This window comes from Kineococcus sp. G2, from assembly GCF_037154035.1.
GTDB lineage: Bacteria > Actinomycetota > Actinomycetes > Actinomycetales > Kineococcaceae > Kineococcus.
On the sequence record NZ_JBBBEM010000140.1, the window covers coordinates 1 to 17,078 of the forward strand.

Consider the following 17,078-nt stretch of genomic DNA (forward strand, 5'->3'; position numbering starts at 1 on the left):
GTGACGGCACGAACGACGACACCGACGCGTTCCCGCTGGACCCGCTGCAGTGACATGAACATCTTGTGCGGATGCACCGCACTTCCTCAGCTATGACTCCTTGAGTCACAGCTGAAGGAAACAGAGGGGCCGGCGCCTTGAGTGGTGCCGGCCCCTCTGCTTTGTCCGATCCAGGTGCTCCCTCATGGGTTCTTTCGTGAGCGCCGGGATCCCGTCTGCGAGGTTGCGGTGCAGGAGTGTGAGCACGGGGTGCAGATGGACGGTCAGCGGCGCTCAGGTCAGGTTGAGTGATCAGTTGCGGGGGTCTGTGGTTCTGAACGCCCTGGTTTGATAGTGCCGGGTTGGTACTGAGTCCGAGGTCGATGGATCCATCCGTTCCCGGGCGTAATCCGGGGTCCGGCGTCCATGTGCCGCGTTGCCTTGACGAAGTGGTGCGGCGAGCTGCGCCGTATCAGCAGTGCTGGGAGCGGATCACCCGTCTGGCCGGCGTTCGGGTGGGCACCGTCTCGGAGGGGTCCAGTTGACCCGTTACGCAGGTGCCCAGCGCGCCGAAGTGTCACAGTTCATGGAAGCGGTGGAGACTTCGTCCCGTCGCTTCCCTGTTCCGTCGCCCCCGGCCGTCGCGGTGCCCACGTAGGCGGCCTTGGAGGAATCCGTGCGCACTCCCGTCCTGCTCGCCGCCGCCCTCGCCGCTGGCGCGAGCTTGTTGACCGCCACCCCAGCCGCCGCTGCGGACACCGAAACCCTCACCGCCACCTGCTTGCCGGCGCTGCCGATCCAGCACTCCGGTTGTGCCGCCGGCACCACCTACCCCGGTGCGCCGCTGCCCACCGACACCGAGGACACCTGGCTGGTAGGCCAGGACCGCTGGAGCACCGCCGTGGAGGTCGCCCGCTACGGCTTCCCCGAGGCCGACGTGGCGGTCCTCGTCAACGGCGAGGACCGCCACCTCGTCGACGCCCTCAGCGCCGGCCCCCTCGCCCGGACCCTGGCCGCACCGGTCCTGCTCACCGCCGCCGGTGACCTGCCCACCCCCACGCAGCAGTACCTGCGGGATCAGGGCATCCAGTCCGTGCTGATCGTCGGCGGCACCGGTGCCGTCTCGGCGGCCGTCCAGTCCCAGCTCGGTGAGGCGGGTATCGGCAGCGTCGGGCGCGTCTCCGGCGCGGATCGCTGGCAGACCTCTCTGCGGGTGGCGGCGCTGATGCCGCGCGGTGACCACGCCTGGATCGCCTCCGGCGACGATGGGCACCTCGTCGACGCCCTCGCCGCCGCCGGCCCGGCTGCCGGCGCAGGCGAACCGCTGCTCCTCGTCCCCGGCCACGGTGACCCCAGTGCCGTCGTCAGTGCGCTGCGCGCCGCCGGCACTACGTCGACCACCGTTGCCGGTGGGGAGAGCGCCGTGTCCGAGGCGGTGCTGCGCCAGCTCCCGCAGCCGGTGCGCGCCTCCGGCACCGACCGGTACTGGACCGCCTCGGCCGTCGCCTCCGCGGCCGGCGAGCACGGCGTGCGCACCGACGACGTCGTCTTCGGCAACGGCGAAGACCGCCACCTCGTCGACACCCTGGCCGCCGCACCCCTCGGCCGGGCCACCCTCCTGGCAGGCATGGGTGACCTGGGGGTCGAGGTCGCGGAGAACTACTTCGACGCCTACCCGCCGGTGCGCACGATCTCCGTCGGTCCCTGAACGGACGGCCGCCGGCGCCGAGGTACGTGCCGCCCCCGGCGCCGGTTCACCACCCGTCTCACCGCACTGCTCGCGTCCTCCGCTGCACCACCGGCGTTTCTGGGAACCACGGCGCGACCACGAGTTCCGTGGAACCGAGCACCCCGTCCTCGCTGAGCACCGTCTGCGTCCCGTCCAGCCCGACCCGCCACACCGCGGGGTCGACGGTTCCGTAGTCGCACCCCGGGCAGGCGGGGTAGGAGCGGGAACCGGACACGAGGAGCGAATCCCCGCGCGGTGACCACGCCAGCGCCTCGGTGAGGTCGGGGGCGGGCGCGACGTCGCGCCGGAACGTCCCGTCCAGGTCCAGCAACGCCACCGTCGCCTCCGCGCCCTGTTCCTGGCGCAGTACGGCGAGGGTGGAGCCGTCGGGGGAGACCGCGGGGTGGCTCTCGACGATGCCGGGGGTGACGAGCCGGCGGGAGGTCGCGGTCGCGACGTCCACCAGCACCAGGTCGGCACCGACGCCGTCGGACTTGGCCAGGACGATCGTGGAGCCGTCCGGGGTGAACGACGCGAACCCGCCGCGCTGCGCCTCACCGCTGACCTGCACCACCGAACCGGTCGCGACGTCGGCGATCCGCACCTGCGAGTCGACGCCCCTGCACGGGTCGTCCCCCCTCTCCCGCCACACCAGCCGGCTCGCGTCGGGGGAGAACCGCAGGTCGAACGCGGTCGCGGCCGCGGTGGTCAGGACGCGTTCGGTCCCGTCGGCGGCGCGAAGGACGACGTCCAGCCGCGCCAGGCGGGCGGGGTCCTCGCACACCGCCGCGTCCGCGGGGGCGCGCAACCACGCGAGCGTCCCGTCCGCGCCCCAGTCCAGGGACCGCCAGCCGCCCGCGGAACCCAGTTCCCGCCGCCCCGTACCGTCCGTACCGGCGACAACGGCCCGCGAGACCTCCGCACCGTCCGGGCCCGCGCCGTAGCCGATCCACGCGAGGCGGGTGCCGTCCGGGGACCACGACACGTCCTGCGCGGGTTCCGCCGCGACCTCGTGCTGGGCGCCGGTGACGGTGTCCACCGTCAGCAGGCTCATCTCGTGCGCCCCGGGCAGGTACCCCGTGAAGGCCAGCAGCGGCCCGTCCGGGGTGGCGGCCTGCGCCCCGCCCAGACCGAGCAGCAGCGCACCCGCCGTCGCCGCGGCCCCCAGCGTCGTGCGTCGTCCCACCACGGCCCCCTCGGATCTGCGGGCCCCCATCACAGCACCCGCCAGGTCGGTGCGCAGCGGGTTCCCGGTGACCCCGACCCGAACGCCGGCCACCCGAGGACCGAACCTCACCGAACGGCCGAAAACCCGGTGCATGACGTGCCAGTGTGGTGCCGCCGCGTCCCGACGGGGTGCGGCTGCCCCTGTCCCCGCGTCGGACGGACCACCGTGCCCCACCGCACCGCTCCCCGCGCCACCACCCTCCTGCTGGGCGGCCTCGCCACCACCACCGCCGTGGCCGCCCTCGTCCTCGGCGTGAACCCCGCGCCGTCGGCGGCCGCACCGGCCGAGACCCTCACCGCCACCTGCCCGCCCGGCCTGCCCGTCGAGCACCCCGGGTGCGGGCGCACCTACCCCGGCGCGGACGCCGGCAACGGCACCGTCGAACTGCGCGGCGCCGACCGGTGGGCCACCGCCGTCGAGGCCGCCCGCACCGGTTTCCCCGACGCCGACGTCGCCGTCCTCGTCAACGGGGAGGACGCCCACCTCGTCGACGCCCTCACCGCCGCGCCCCTCGCCCGGCGCCTCGCCGCCCCGGTGCTGCTCACCGCCCGCGACGCGCTGCCCGCGGCCGTCGCCGAGCACCTGCGCACCCAGGGCATCCGCACCGTCCTCGTCGTCGGCGGGAACGCCGCCGTCGCCCCCGCCGTGGAGACCCAGCTCGCCGCCGCCGGCGTCACCGACGTCGGCCGCGTTCAGGGCGCCGACCGCTACGCCACCTCCCGCGCCGTCGCCGCCCTGCAGCCCGGCGCCGAGCACGCCTGGGTGGCCTCCGGTGAGGACGGCCACCTCGTCGACGCCCTCGCCGCCGGCGGCCCCGCCGCCCGCCTCGCTGAACCCCTCGTCCTCGCCCCCACCACCGGCGACGCGCAGGCCACCGCCGGGCAGTTGCGCGACGCCGGGGTCACCTCCACCACCGTCGTCGGGGGCACCGCCGCCGTCGACGACGCCGTCGCCGCCCAGTTCCCCGCCGCCACCCGCGTGCGGGGGGACAGCCGGTGGACCACCGCCAACGCGGTCGCCACCGCCGCGGTGAACCGCGGCGTCAGCCGCACCGACGTGCTCGTCACCAGCGGCGAGGCGAACCACCTCGTCGACGCGCTCGCCGCCGCACCCCTCGGCCGCGCCACCCTGCTCACCGGTTCCGGCGGCGCCGGCACCGACCTCGTGCGCGCCTGGCTCGCCGCCGGCAGCGACCGCACCACGTTCGTCGGGGCGGCCGCCGCCGACCTGGTGTGCTGGGACGCCACCGCCGCCTGCACCCGCGTCGCCTCCACCGACGTCGACGGCGACGGCACCACCGACGACGTCGCCCTCGCCGGCGCGCAGGACGCCCCCACCCGTCAGGTGCGGGTGCGGGTCCGCGGGGACGTCACCACCCTCGACGTCCCCGACGGCGAGTACCCGCCCACCGCGAACTGGGTGGGTGCCACCGCCCTGGACGACCGCCCCGGCGCCGAGCTCGTCGTCCTCACCGGCGTCGGCGCCCACGCCGAGCAGAACGCGGTGCTCACCTGGCGCGACGGCGCCCTGCGGGCATCGGTCGGCCCCGACGGCAGCGAGGAGTGGTTCGTCGACGCCTCCTACGCCCTGAACCAGGGCATCACCTGCGAGGAACCCGGCAACATCACCATCCGCACTACCGACTGGGCCGACACCAGCGGCGACCAGCTCCTCGGCACCGCGGAGAACTACATCGCCCAGGACGGCGCCTGGGTCAGCAGCGGCGCCACCTCCGCGGAACTCCTCACCCCCGGCGACGTGCCCGACGAGTACGCCGGGTGGCACTGCCCCGGACTGCCCCGCTTCGGCAGCTGACCCGCCCCACCGGTCCGCCGCGCCACCGGTGCGGCGGGCCGGCCGGTCAGGGCAGCAGGTGCACGGCCAGGCGGTCCGCCCGCACCACCGTGCCCGCCCCGCACGCGGCCACCCACGCGGCAACGTCCGCCCCCGCCATCCGGTCCGCCACCGTGGGGTCCACCACGAGCGCCGCCGCCGAGCAGTCCACGTCCGTCCCCGTCACGATCCCCGACCCCGGCAGCAACCGGCGCAGCGCCTCGGCGTCCCCCCACACCACCACCGCGTCCCCCGGCCCCGCCAGGCCCCGCTCGCGCAGCAGGTCCGCGGCCAGCCGGTAGTCCGCCGGTCGCGTCGTCGCCACGTCCGCGAGGTGCCCGGCCGCCACCACCACCAGCGGTGCGGCGGCCAGCGACGCCACCACCGCCCCCGCCACCCCGCGGCGCTGCAGCAGCCGCGTGAACCCCACCGCGGCCAGCGCGCACAGCGGCGGAACCAGCACGTCGTGGTACTGCGGCAGCTTCAGCGGGCTCAGCGCCACCGCCGCGGTGAACGCCACCAGCAGCAGCACCAGCGGCCGCACCGCCGCCCGCCACCACGTCAGCACCGCCCCCACCAGGGCCGTGCCCCACAACGCCACCAGCCCCGGCCACGTCAGGTACTCCGCCTGGAACCACCACGGCGACCACCACGGCGGGAACCGGTACTGCTCACCCGCCACCGACTGCACCGCGCCCCGGTCCGCGTGGTCCAGCTGCCACTGCACCACCGTGCGCACCGCCGACGGCGCGTCCGCCCCGAACGGCAGGTACGCCGCCAGGAACACCACCACCGACACCGCACCCGCCAGCACCGCCCCCGCCAGCGCGGGCCGCCACCGCCGCCGCTCCTCCCACAACAGCGCCAGCACCACCACCGCCGTCACCGCGCCCGTCAGCTTCGACGCCGTCGCCGCCCCCACCGCCGTACCCAGCAACGCCCACCGCGCCGGAGTCGGGCGCTGCGCCACCCGTTGCGCCGCCAGCACCGCGCACGCCGAGAACAGCAGCAGCGGCGCCTCCAGCGTCGCCCGCCGCACCAGGTGGGCGGGCACCACACCCGGCGCCAGCGGCAGCACCGACCACAGCAGCGCCGCCAGCACCCCCGCCCGGAACCCCGCGCACCGGCGCGCCACCGCGAACAGCACCACCGCCGTCAGCACCCCGCACAGCGCCGGCACCACCCGGTCCGCCACCAGGGAACCGCCACCGGCGGCGTGACCGGCGGCGATCAGCAGCTTCGCCAGCGGCGGGTGCTCCAGGTTCCGGGTGAAGTCCCCGCGCAGGTAGGCGGCCGCCGTGTCCCGGTACACCAGCTCGTCCCCGCTGGACGTCTCCACCCCCAGCCGCCAGCAGAACGCGAACACCGCCACCACCAGCACGGCGAGCAGCGCCACCACCCGGCCAGCGCGGGAACGGGAGACGGCGGGAGCGGTCGGCACAGTTCCGACACGCTAGACCGCCCCCGCGGCCACCGCCCCGAGCGACTCACCGCCGGTAGGTTGACGGCCACGATGAGCAGCACCGCGCCGTCCGTCACGCCCCCCGCAGCCCCGGCCCGCGCCCGGCGCCGCACCCCGGCCGGGCCCCTCCTCGCCGGGGTCCTCGCGTTCGCCCTGCACGCCTGGCTGGGGCTGGCCCGCTGGAACGCCGGCCGCTCCGGCGCCTACGACCTCGGCGTCTTCGCGCAGGCCGCCCGGTCCTGGGCCGCCGGGAACCTCCCGCACAGCGACATCCGCGGCCTGATGCTGCTGGGGGAGCACTTCAGCCCCGTCACCGTCCTCTTCGGCGCCGCCTGGCGGCTCTGGCCCGACCCGCGCTCCCTCATCGTCGTCCAGGCGCTGGCCGTGGCGGTGGCCTGCGCCGTCGTGCACGCCACCGCCCGCCGCCACCTCGACACCCGCGCCGCCGTCGTCGTCACGCTCCTGTTCACCACCTCCTACGGCTTGCTCAGCCTCACCCGCCTCGACGTGCACGAGGTGTGCTTCGCCGTCCCCCTGCTCGCCCTGTCCTGCTCCGCGCTCGCCGAGCGCCGGCTGACCGCCGCGACGGGGTGGTCGCTGCCGCTGCTGCTCGTCAAGGAGGACCAGGGACCCACGGTCGTCGCCGTCGCCGCCGTCGCGTTCCTCCTCGCCCGCGGCCCGGGCCGCCGGCGGGTGCGCGTGCGGGCCGTGGTGACGGTGCTGCTGGCCCTCGCCGGGACCGTGCTCGCGTTCGCCGTCATCCGGTACAGCAACCCCGACGGCCAGGTGCCGCTGTTCTCGCTGCGCTTCGCCGCGGAGACCGCCGCCGCCGACCCGTTCACGTGGGCGGCCGACGGTGCCCCCCGCGTCCTGCTGGTGCTCACCGTCCTGGCCGCCGGCGGGTTCGTGTGGGTGCGCTCACCGCTGGCCCTCGTCGCCGCCCCCACGCTCGCCTGGCGGCTGGCCTCCGACCACGACAGCTACTGGTCCACCGGCTACCACTACGACGCGGTGCTCATGCCCGTCGTGGCGCTCGCCCTCGTGGACGTGCTGCGCCGCACCACCCGCCCCAGCACCGGGCGGGTCCCCGTGGTGCTGCTCGCCGCGGTCACCGTCGCGGCCCTGACCACCAGCGCCGTCACGTACCGGGACGCCAACTACGTCGCCGACCCCCTCGACCCCGGCACCTGGCGGCCCTCCGCCGCCGCGCAGGACCTCGCGGCCCTGTCCGCCGACCTGCCCGCCGGGTCCCTCGTCGCCGCCGGCAACGGCGCCGGGCCCTACCTCGTCGCCCGCCACACCGTGCGGGTCCTGTCCAACCTCGAACCCGTCCGGGCCGAGTGGGTGGTGGTGGACACCCGCATCGACGGCGCCAGCGGTTCCAGCGCCGCCAAGACCGCCTTCCTCGCCGAGGCGCGCGCCGCCGGGCTGCCCGTGGTGCAGCACGGCACCGCCGCCGCCGTGCGGATGCCGTGCGAAGGCCCCGTGTGGCTGCCCGAACCCGGCGGGAACCCGCCGCTGCCGCCGCCGGTGTGGCGGACCGGCTGCTGACCCTCAGCGGCAGGCGAACGTCTGCACCCGGGCCATGATCAACGGGTTCCCCTCCGCGTCCGGCACCGGCAGCTCCGTCTGCGGCCAGTACGTCTCCGGGAACGCCAGCCAGCCGTAGGCGCGCTGGAACGACCCCTCCCGCGCGAGGGACTGCGGGTCGTCCGGGTCCACGCGCTCCCCGAGCCCGGTCAGCGCCTCGTACGTCGCCACCGGGACCGACGCGGTGCGGGTGGCGGCGGGATCGCTCGGCCAGGTGGCCACGCAGGTGCCCCGCTGCGCGCCGACGTCGCGGGTCAGCAGCGCCTCGCGCACCGCCCAGTGGTCCGGGTGCTCGTACTCGGCGTAGCGGGGATCGCCCTCGCACGGGCGGTCGGTGCAGGTGCCGTCGGCGGCGCGGTTCACCCCGGCGTCCGGGGCGTCGTTCGCGTACGAGGCGCCGACCACCCGCCGCAGCGGCAGGTCCGGCAACCGCCCGCCGCGCAGCGCCAGGACCGCCCGGACGACCTCGGCGATCCCGTCCGCCGTCAGCTCCCCGTCGCCGCCGTCCACGGCGACGCGCGCCCCGCCGTCCGCCACCCACACCCGCGCGGGGTGCCCGGCCAGCTCCAGCGGCTCCGCCGGCACCCCGGCCAGCACCGGCAGGTGCGGGTCCGTCTCCGCGGCCGCGTCCAGGAACGCGTTCCAGCTCGCCGTGCGCGCCTCCTTGCACGAGTCCGTGCCCGGGCCCTGCGGCGGGGAAGCGGGGGCGATCTCCCCCCACGCGGTCTGGGTGGTGCGCTCCACCTCCACGGGGTCGCAGTTCGCGGTCGCCTCACCCAGCGTCAGCGTCACGAAGACGGTGTAGGCGCCCGGCTCCTCCGCGAGCAGCGACCACGCCTCCAGCTCGTCGTCCGGGTGGGGCGCGACCACGAGGTCCAGCGCGCCGCCGTCCACCGTCCGCACCGGCCCCGGCGACGCCTCCGTCGCGGTGCGGGTGCAACCGGCCGGGGCCACCGCGAGGAGCGCGGCGGCAGCCCCCAGGGCGATCGCTCTCCGCGGCACCTCGGCATCATGTCACCGTGCGTGACCCGGCCGTCCGCGCAGGCTGGCACAGTGGCCGGGTGAGCGGACCGGCCCAGCAGAGCGCGCCCACGGCGCAGCGCCCCGCGGGACCGCAGCGGCGGGTCACCAGCCTGGACGTGGTGCGCGGGCTGATGCTCGTCGTCAGCGTCTCCGTGAACTCCCTGCTGCTCACCCCCGCCTGGTTCGACCACGCCGAGTGGGCCGGGGTGAACGGCCTCGACCTCGTGTTCCCCGTGTTCGTGGCCCTCACCGGCTGCGGTCTCGGCTTCGCGATGCACCGGCGCACCGACGTGCGCGGCCTCGCCCGCCGCGTCCTCGTGCTCGTCGCCGTCGGGCTGCTCTACAACGCGATCGTCCTGGCGTCCTGGGAACCGGCCACCTGGCGGTACACCGGCGTGCTGCAGCTGTACGCCGGGGTCGTCGTCGTCATCGCCCTCGGGCACCTCGTCACCCGCACCGCCCGCGGCTGGTTCGTCGCCACCGTCGTCCTGGCGGCCGCCCACACCGCGGTGCTCGCCGCGTACGGCACCACCTGCCCCGGCGGTGAGCTGACGCGCGAGTGCAACCCCTCCGGCGCCGCCGACGTCGCCGCCTTCGGCGCCGCCCACGTCTACTGGCAGGGCGCCGCCGGTCACGACCCCGAAGGGCTCGTGGCGACCCTGGGCGCGTGCGTGTCCGCCGCCGCCGGAGCCACCGTCGGGCACCTCCTGCTCGCCGCCCGCGCCCGCGGCGGCCCTCGCCACGCCACCGGACCCGTCCTCGCGGCCTGCGCCGCGTTCGCCGCCCTCGCCTGGCTGGCCGCCACCGTCCCCGGCCTGATCGCCGGGGTGGACGTGCCCGCGATGAAGCGGCTGTGGACGGCGCCGTTCGCGCTCACCGTCACCGCCGGCACCGGCGCCGCCCTTCTGGCCGGGCACCTGCTGCTGGACTCCACCCGCACCCCCACCGCGCTGCGCCGCGCCGCCTGGCCGCTGGAGGCGCTCGGGCGCAACAGCCTGCTCGTCTACTTCGGCTCCCACGTCGTCATGTCGCTGCTCGTCCAGCACGCCGACGCCGACGGCACCACCCTCGCCCAGCGCATCGCCGGTGCGGTCGCCGTGGGCGGGCACGAGCAGGTGAGCTTCACCGTCCTGGCGGTCCTCGCCTGGACGGCGCTGGCCGCGGTGCTGCACCACCGGCGGATCTACCTGCGGCCCTGACCGCCGGTGCGGGCGGTGCCGTCGTGGTACCGCTCCCTCAGGTGAGGGGACGCACGGGCAGCAGACCGCTCACCGCCCGCGCCAGAGCCTGGTCGTCGGTGACCAGGGTCGCCCCGTGGGCCAGCGCCGTCGCAGCGATCACGAGGTCGGCGAACCGCTTGCGGGGTTCCTGCCCCTGGACGACGGTGGCGGTCGCGACCCGGTGGTAGTGGAAGGCGACCCGGGCGTCGACGGGGAGCGGGACGTAGTGGCCCGTCAGGAACGACAACGTCTGCTGGCGCTCGTCGTCGGCGGGGTTCGCCGCCAGCCCCCCGCGCACCTCCATCTCGGTCACGATCGAGATCGCGGCCGCGTCGCCGTCGCGGAGGCCGGGGAAGGAGGTGCCGGGGGGTGCCTGCGCCAGGGTGATGACGGCGTTGGTGTCCAGGAGCAGGTTCGTCACGGGGTGCGTTCACCCGGCACGCCTGCGGCGTCCACCTGCCGGTGCCGTTCGAAGGGGTCGACGACGTCGTCGTCGAGGTGCTCGTCGAGGTCGGCGCGGAGGCGGTCGGCGAGGCCGGGGCGCAGGTGGGACAGGGCGCCGATGACCTGCCCGACGGGCACCCAGGTCTGCGGGCCGGTCGGCTGCGGTGGGGTGTAGGGGCTGATGGTGGCGATGGGACGCCCCTCGCTGGTCACGGTGAAGGTCTCGCCGTCCTGCACTTCGCGCATGATCTGCGCGTAGTGGTTGCGCACGTCTCGCACGGGTACGGTCTTCACGCCGAGAAGCGTAGCAAGGCCTGCTACGGTCTGCCCTCCGCCGTGCTGCACTCCTGGGGACCTGTCCGTGCTCCTGACGCCCCACCTGAGCCGTTCCCCCGTGCGCCGCCCCGCCCGCTGCCACACTGACCGGGCACCGCGACCACCCAGGAGATCCCCATGCGCCGCCCGGCCCTGCTCACCCTCGCCCTCACCGCCGCCCTCGGGGTGGCCACGGCCGTCCCGGCGCAGGCCGCCGACGAACGGATCTTCGGCCAGGACCGCTACGGCACGGCCGCGGCCGTCTCCGCGCAGTTCGAGGGCAGCCCGTACGCCGCCGTGTACCTGGCGACGGGGGAGAACTTCCCCGACGCCCTCGCCGCCGGTGCCGCCGCGGCGGGCGACCAGAGCCGGGTGCTGCTCACCGGCCGCTACGAGGTCCCGCAGGCCACCCTCGACGAGCTGGAGCGGCTGGGCGCGAGCTCGATCTACCTGATCGGCGGGACGGCCTCCGTCAGCACCGCCGTCGAGACGGAACTGGAGCGCCTCGGCTACTTCGTGCTCCGCGTGGACGGCGACGACCGCTACGACACGTCCGTCACGGCGGCCCGGGTCCTCTTCGACCAGCCGGACACGATCTTCCTCGCCACCGGCGAGAACTACCCCGACGCGCTGTCCGGGGCCGCTGCCGCCGGCAGCCAGGGGGCGCCCATCGTCCTCGTCGGCCGCACCTCCCTGCCGGAACCGGTCCGCTACGCCCTCGCGGACGAGACCTTCCGGCCGCTGAACCCGAGCCGGATCATCGTCCTCGGCGGGCAGAGCGCGATCTCCGACGCGGTGCTCGACCAGATCCGCGCCCTCGGCCACCAGGACGCGACGTTCGAGCGGCTGGAGGGTGCCGACCGCTACGGCACCGCTGTCGCCGTCGGGCAGCGCTTCTTCCCGGACAGCGCCGCCGCCGTCCTCGCCGTGGGCGACAACTACCCCGACGCGCTCGCCGCCGGGCCGTTCGCCGCGAACACCGCCGCCCCGTTGCTGCTCACCGGTGCCGGCAGCACTCCGCAGGCGACGCAGGCCGAGCTGGACCGCCGCGGCACCACCGACCGGTTCTACGTGGGCGCAGCGCGCCCCTCCTGAACGCTCGGGTCCGGGCTGCCCTCGCCGATGGGGGAGCGGAGCCCCGGTTTCCCGGTGATCGCCGGTGGAGCCGGCAAGAGGAGGACGGATCGTGACCCGACGGTGGACCACCCGCACCGCGCTGGCGGTGGCGGGTGCGCTCTGCGTGAGCCTGCTCGGAACGGTCGCCCCCGCGAGCACCGGCCTGTCCACCCCCGCGCACGCCGCGACCTGCACCCCCGCCGGCGACATCGGCACCCGGTGGCGGGCGATGGGCGCCGAGAACTCCGTCGCCGGCGCGTGCGTGAGCGGCGAGTTCGGCGTCGGCCGCGGCGGGCGGGCCCAGGTGTTCCAGGGCGCCACCTTCTACTGGTCCGCCCGGACGGGCGCGCACCCCGTGCTCGGGGCGATCCGCGAGGAGTGGGCCCGCACCGGCTGGGAGAACGGCCCCCTCGGGTTCCCCACCAGCGCGGAGTTCGCCGTCCGCGACGGCGGGCGCGTCCAGCGGTTCGAGGGCGGGCTGGTGCTGTGGACGCCCGCGCTCGGCGCGCACGAGGTGCGCGGAGCGTTCGGCGGCCTGTACGCCGCGCAGGGCTGGGAGAACGGGCCCCTCGGTTTCCCCGTCACCGGTGAGGTGGCGCTCGCCACCGACGGCGGGCGGATGCAGACCTTCCAGGGCGGCACCGCCTACTGGGTCGAGGGCATCGGCGCGAAGGTCGTGCGCGGCGCCATCCAGGGCGCGTGGGGGCAGCGCGGCTGGGAGTCTGGCGCCCTCGGCTACCCCGTCACCGACGAGCACGACGTGCCCGGCGGCAGGCGCAGCGACTTCCAGCGCGGGCACGTCACGTGGAACGCCACCACCGGCGCCACCGAGGTCACGATCACCCACGACACCGGCCCGTGGCTGCGGCCCACGTCCTGGCACCCGGCCGTCCCGTCGTGCCGGCCGATCGGCGTCGGCTACAACGGTTCCCGCGTCAAGCTCGTGCAGCGCCGCCTCGGCCTGCCCGCCACCGAGGTCGAGTGGAACAAGGGCGCCACCACCACCGCGATCCGCGACTTCCAGCGTTCCGCGCGCCTGCCCGTCACCGGCGTCGTCGACCGCACCACGTGGGAACGCCTCGGCATCACCGAGGACTTCTGCATGGACGGCTGGCAGCACCCGATCGAGGTCGCCCCGAACGCCGTCGCCGCCCAGCGCGCCGAGAAGATGATCGAGGTCGCCCACCGGTACCTCGGCACCGAGTACGTGTGGGGCGGCGCCGGGCCCGTCGGCTACGGCACCGACTGCTCCGGGCTCGTCCTGCAGTCCATGCTCGCCGCGGGGTTGTCGCCGCGACCCGTCACCGTGGACAAGCACCCGCTCGCCGACTACCGCACCTCCGCGGAGCTGTACGCGCACACCGGCCTGCGGCACCTGCCGACCGCGCAGGTGCAGCGCGGCGACCTCGTGTTCTACACCTCCGACTCGACCGGCCGGATCGTGCACGTCGCCATCGCCCTCGGCGGTGGGAAGATGATCGAGTCGCCCAACCAGCGCGGCGTCGTGCGCGTGGTGGACATCACGAGGAAGCGCGGCGCGGAAACCCTGGCCCCGACGGTGGTGCGCCCGTTCGGCTGAGCGCCGGCGGGCGGACCGTCCTCGTCACGGGGTGTCGTACTCGATGTAGGGGTTGCAGAACTCCCGGCCCCAGAGCAGCCGGCGCTCGCCGTCGGTCAGTCGGGCCTCGTCGCAGGTCTCGTCCCAGTGGTCGTGGATCGCCGCCCGCACCCGCTCGACGATCTCGTCGGCCTCCCGCGCGGTGAGCAGGAAGTCCGTTGCGACCTCCCGGCAGAGGTGGAGCTGGCTCGACCGGCGCCCGTCACGAGTGATGCCGATGGCCTGCGTCGAGGTTCCCGTGGAGCGCGGCTGGGGTGCGAGGTCGTACGCCGGGGTGAGCGTCAGCCGGGTGCCGTCCCAGAACGCCGCGTGGTTGCGCAGGTGGTCGTCGTTGTTGCCGGTGAAGACGTTGAACACCAGGCGGGTGAAGAGTTCACGCAGGGTCCGGGGGACGTCTGTCCAGGGGCCCGAGCGGACCTCGTCGGCGAGCTGCGCGTAACTGGTGTGGCGTGAGCCCGTCTCGGAGACCCCGAGCACCGTCAGCATCGAGACCATCGCCCGCCGGGTGCGCAGGACCGACCCGTCCTCCGCGGGAACAGCGTCCCGGTCGAAGCGCTCGACCAGCAGGACGTCCTCGCCCCCCGCCCGGACCACCTCGACGGCCGGGACCGACAACCCCACCTTCGCGGCGAGCAGCATCGCGAGGCCCTCCGCCTTGACCACCGGCCGGGTGTCGGTGGAGGAGGAGAACTTCGCGATCAGGTGGCGCCCGGAGTCGTCGAGCAGCGCCTTCGGCCGCGCGCCACCGATCGAGGTGCCGTGCTGGGCGGCGGCCGCGAGCGACGGCGGCACCACGCGCCCCTCCTCGACGAGCGCGGCGACGTGCAGCAGTTCATCGAGCGTGGCCGCTCCGTCGCGGGCGACGTAGCGGTCCGGGGCCCCCTGGAAGTCCAGGGCGCCGATCCGGTCGCTGCCGGAGCCCATCAGGTAGGCGGTCTCGGAGAGGTCCGCGTCCGGGTCCGTGGCGAGCCGGAGGTTGACCACGCGGCGACCCCACGCGTCCGGTGCCGCGTCCCGCAGGCACCCCGCCAGCGCGGACGGTGCGCGGTGGGGCACGTCCCGGGGGTCGTGCACCTCGCCGTCCAGCGGCAGTTCGCGGCTGAACAGGGAGATCGCGTCTGCGCGGGCCCGGTAGCTGGCGGCATAGCGGAACGCGAGCACCGCTTGCCCGTGCACCTGCTCCCCGGTGTCCTGCAGCACCCCGGCCACGACGGGGTCCGTGGCTCCCGGCAGCCACACCCAGACGTACACGCGGGCGGGGGATGCCTCAGAAGTCATCGTCGATCTCGATCCTGCGCCGGTGCACCCGCTGGGGCAGCAGCGCCAGCCGGGCCCGGGCCAGCTCGGCGACGCCGGGCAGTTCCTCGGCGTCCACCGAGAACAGCGGGACGCCGCACACGACCGCCGCCTCCAGGACGGTGCCCACAGCGGTGCCGGGGGCGCCCCTCTCGATGCGACCCACCAGGGCCGGGGTGACGCCCAGGCGGCCGGCCAGGTCCGTGGCGCTCCAGCCGTGCTCGCGGCGGGCCGCGGCGATCTGGGCGCCGAGGGCCGTGAGGGCGTGCGTCGTCGCCGGGAGGAGCGGCCTGGTCCTCTTCACGCACACGATGCTACGTAAAAAGCATCTTGCCGGTTTGAGCTTCGCTTTGTGAAGGGTGGGGTGTTGGGGCGGTCGTGACCCGGCGGCGCGGGCGAGCGCCGTGAGCAGGATCACCCCGCCGCTGCGCCCGGCGGGCTCAAGTCCCGCCCCCCCGTGCCGATGACGGGTCCGTGACGCGACGACGCCCCGCCCCCCGCGCCGTCCTGACCGCGGTGGCGCTCTCCCTCGCGCTGAGCGGCACCGGTGCCGGCACGGCGACCGCCTCTGCCACCGGTGACCTCGCCGCCCTGCCCGCGCCGGTGCGGGCGGAGATGGACGCGGCGCAGGAGTCCGCCTTCGGTGCGCTCACGACCGGCTCCGGCCCCCGCGTCGAGGTGTCGATCGCGACGGACGAGGGCCCGCGCGCGCTGACGGTCAGCGCCGGCGACGCCGCCGACGCCGCCGGGGTGATCGGCCTGCTCGACGACCTCGACAGCGTGCTCGCCGCCGGCCCCGCCGGGACCGCGCGCACCGCCGACACCGCCCCGGCGGCGTTCGCGCTCACCGACCACACCCCCCTGCAGTGGGGGCCCGCTCGCGTGCGCGCCCCGCAGGCCGCCGCGCAGCTCGGCGGTGCCCTCGGGGCAGTCACCGTCGCCGTCGTCGACACCGGTGTCGCCGAGCACCCCGACCTGCCGAACGTCCTGCCCGGCCGGAACTTCACCGCCGACCCCGGCACCGAGCGCGCCGACGGCAACGGCCACGGCACCCACGTCGCCGGGACCATCGCCGCCACCGTCGGCAACGGCGGTGTCGACGGCGTGGCCGGTGGCGTCCGGATCCTGCCGCTGAAGGCCCTGCCGGACTCCGGCACCGGCACCACGGCCGCCGTCGCCGACGCCATCACGCACGCGGCCAACGCCGGCGCCGACGTCGTCAACCTCAGCCTCTCCTCGGACAGCCCCAGCGTCGCCGTGCAGGAGGCCGTCCGGTACGCCCGCGCCGAGGGCGTCGTCGTGGTCGCCGCCGCCGGGAACTCCGGCGCCGCGGGCAACCCGGTCCTCTACCCGGCCGCCGACCCCGGGGTGATCGGGGTGTCGGCGAGCACGCGGACCGACCAGCGCGCCGCCTTCTCCGAGCACGGCGCGCAGATCGACCTCGCCGCCCCCGGCGAGGGCGTCGTCTCCACGTACAGCAGGGGCTCCGGGTACGCGGGCATGAGCGGCACCTCGATGGCGGCCCCGCACGTCGCCGCCGTCGCCGCCGCGGTCGTCGCCGTCGCCGGCTCCCTCACCCCCGACCAGGTCGAGGAGGTCCTCGTCGCCTCCGCCGAGGACCTCGGCGCCGCGGGCCGCGACGACCACTTCGGCCACGGTCTCGTCCGCGCCGACCGGGCGGTCGAACTGGCCGCCGCCCGCGCCGGGACCCCCCTCCCGCTGCCGGCGGCGTCCCCGGCCCCCACGGCCACCCCGACGGCCACCGCCACGGCGGTCCCCACGGCCACCCCGACGGTCACCGCCACCCCCGCGCCGACCGCGACGCCGACCGCGACGCCGACGGCGACCGGCAGGCCCGCGCCGCCGCCGGCTCCCGCCCCCGCGCCGACCACCGCCCCCACGACCGCCCCCACCGTGAAACCCACGGCGCAGCCGACGACCCCGACCGCGGCACCCACGCGCAGGCCCACGGCCCGGCCGACCCGGACCACCACCCCCGCACCCGTCGTCCACCGCGACGGGTCCGTCACCTACACCGGACCGACCGGGCGGCCCGCGACCGTCCGCGGGGCCGTCCACGACGCGTACGTGCGCCACGGCGCCACGCGCTCCGAGCTCGGGTACCCCACCGGCGACCAGGTCGTCCTGCGCGGCGGGGAGTTCGCCCCCTTCGAGCACGGCTCGATCTACTTCTCGCCCGCCACGGGCGCGCAGGTGGTCAAGGG

At 75.8% G+C, this 17,078-nt stretch carries 14 protein-coding genes; 7 read left to right on the forward strand and 7 right to left on the reverse strand.

The genetic code is table 11. From position 1 onward, the window contains the following. The first annotated feature begins 655 nt into the window (after nucleotides 1–655). Nucleotides 656–1,687, forward strand: coding sequence for a cell wall-binding repeat-containing protein (locus V9U69_RS18880; RefSeq protein WP_337063431.1), 1,032 nt, complete (start codon nucleotides 656–658; stop codon nucleotides 1,685–1,687). Nucleotides 1,688–1,745: 58 nt separating this feature from the next. Here V9U69_RS18880 and V9U69_RS18885 read toward each other — a convergent pair whose 3' ends face one another. Beyond that, a complete protein-coding gene (locus V9U69_RS18885) occupies nucleotides 1,746–2,894 on the reverse strand; it encodes a hypothetical protein (protein ID WP_337063433.1) in 1,149 nt (382 codons plus the stop codon). A gap of 207 nt (nucleotides 2,895–3,101) precedes the next feature. On the opposite strand from V9U69_RS18885, the gene V9U69_RS18890 reads away from it, so the two are divergent. After that, nucleotides 3,102–4,751, forward strand: a complete 1,650-nt coding sequence (locus tag V9U69_RS18890; RefSeq protein WP_337063435.1) for a cell wall-binding repeat-containing protein — start codon at nucleotides 3,102–3,104, stop codon at nucleotides 4,749–4,751. A gap of 46 nt (nucleotides 4,752–4,797) precedes the next feature. On the opposite strand, the gene V9U69_RS18895 is transcribed toward V9U69_RS18890, so the two are convergent. Beyond that, a complete protein-coding gene (locus tag V9U69_RS18895; RefSeq protein ID WP_337063437.1) occupies nucleotides 4,798–6,210 on the reverse strand; it encodes a glycosyltransferase family 39 protein in 1,413 nt (470 codons plus the stop codon). 72 nt (nucleotides 6,211–6,282) lie between these two features. On the opposite strand from V9U69_RS18895, the gene V9U69_RS18900 reads away from it, so the two are divergent. Then, the gene (locus tag V9U69_RS18900) at nucleotides 6,283–7,782 is read left to right on the forward strand and encodes a DUF2079 domain-containing protein (RefSeq protein WP_337063438.1); all 1,500 of its coding nucleotides are present in this window, start codon (nucleotides 6,283–6,285) and stop codon (nucleotides 7,780–7,782) included. A gap of 3 nt (nucleotides 7,783–7,785) precedes the next feature. On the opposite strand, the gene V9U69_RS18905 is transcribed toward V9U69_RS18900, so the two are convergent. Continuing rightward, entirely contained in the window at nucleotides 7,786–8,823 is a 1,038-nt protein-coding gene (locus tag V9U69_RS18905; protein ID WP_337063439.1) for a hypothetical protein, read from the reverse strand. 59 nt (nucleotides 8,824–8,882) lie between these two features. Here V9U69_RS18905 and V9U69_RS18910 point away from each other — a divergent pair, with 59 nt between their 5' ends. Further along, entirely contained in the window at nucleotides 8,883–10,043 is a 1,161-nt protein-coding gene (locus V9U69_RS18910) for a heparan-alpha-glucosaminide N-acetyltransferase domain-containing protein (protein WP_337063440.1), read from the forward strand. Nucleotides 10,044–10,080: 37 nt separating this feature from the next. Here V9U69_RS18910 and V9U69_RS18915 read toward each other — a convergent pair whose 3' ends face one another. Further along, nucleotides 10,081–10,485 (reverse strand): type II toxin-antitoxin system VapC family toxin, encoded by a 405-nt coding sequence (locus V9U69_RS18915; protein WP_337063441.1) that lies wholly within the window; start codon nucleotides 10,483–10,485, stop codon nucleotides 10,081–10,083. Then, a complete protein-coding gene (locus V9U69_RS18920; RefSeq protein ID WP_337063442.1) occupies nucleotides 10,482–10,802 on the reverse strand; it encodes a type II toxin-antitoxin system Phd/YefM family antitoxin in 321 nt (106 codons plus the stop codon). Before V9U69_RS18920 ends, V9U69_RS18915 begins: the two co-directional genes overlap by 4 nt. A 159-nt stretch (nucleotides 10,803–10,961) precedes the next feature. Here V9U69_RS18920 and V9U69_RS18925 point away from each other — a divergent pair, with 159 nt between their 5' ends. Further along, on the forward strand, nucleotides 10,962–11,918 hold the full coding sequence (locus V9U69_RS18925; protein WP_337063443.1) for a cell wall-binding repeat-containing protein: 957 nt from the start codon (nucleotides 10,962–10,964) through the stop codon (nucleotides 11,916–11,918). A 91-nt stretch (nucleotides 11,919–12,009) separates the two neighbouring features. Continuing rightward, the gene (locus V9U69_RS18930) at nucleotides 12,010–13,518 is read left to right on the forward strand and encodes an NlpC/P60 family protein (protein ID WP_337063444.1); all 1,509 of its coding nucleotides are present in this window, start codon (nucleotides 12,010–12,012) and stop codon (nucleotides 13,516–13,518) included. A gap of 24 nt (nucleotides 13,519–13,542) precedes the next feature. Here V9U69_RS18930 and V9U69_RS18935 read toward each other — a convergent pair whose 3' ends face one another. Both V9U69_RS18935 and V9U69_RS18940 read right to left on the reverse strand, forming a co-directional pair. Further along, nucleotides 13,543–14,835: a type II toxin-antitoxin system HipA family toxin gene (locus V9U69_RS18935; RefSeq protein ID WP_337063445.1), complete on the reverse strand. Its 1,293-nt coding sequence runs from the start codon at nucleotides 14,833–14,835 to the stop codon at nucleotides 13,543–13,545. Continuing rightward, nucleotides 14,825–15,157, reverse strand: coding sequence for a helix-turn-helix domain-containing protein (locus V9U69_RS18940; protein ID WP_337063446.1), 333 nt, complete (start codon nucleotides 15,155–15,157; stop codon nucleotides 14,825–14,827). The genes V9U69_RS18935 and V9U69_RS18940 overlap by 11 nt, the downstream gene beginning before the upstream one ends. Nucleotides 15,158–15,327: 170 nt before the next feature. On the opposite strand from V9U69_RS18940, the gene V9U69_RS18945 reads away from it, so the two are divergent. After that, on the forward strand, nucleotides 15,328–17,078 hold a 1,751-nt coding region (locus V9U69_RS18945), incomplete at its 3' end, for a S8 family serine peptidase (protein WP_337063447.1).

Bases quoted from the DNA above. Each gene is read 5' to 3' on its own strand.
- V9U69_RS18900 (WP_337063438.1), top strand. From the start codon at position 6,283: ATGAGCAGCACCGCGCCGTCCGTCACGCCCCCCGCAGCCCCGGCCCGC.
- V9U69_RS18925 (WP_337063443.1), top strand. From the start codon at position 10,962: ATGCGCCGCCCGGCCCTGCTCACCCTCGCCCTCACCGCCGCCCTCGGG.
- V9U69_RS18935 (WP_337063445.1), bottom strand. From the start codon at position 14,835: ATGACTTCTGAGGCATCCCCCGCCCGCGTGTACGTCTGGGTGTGGCTG.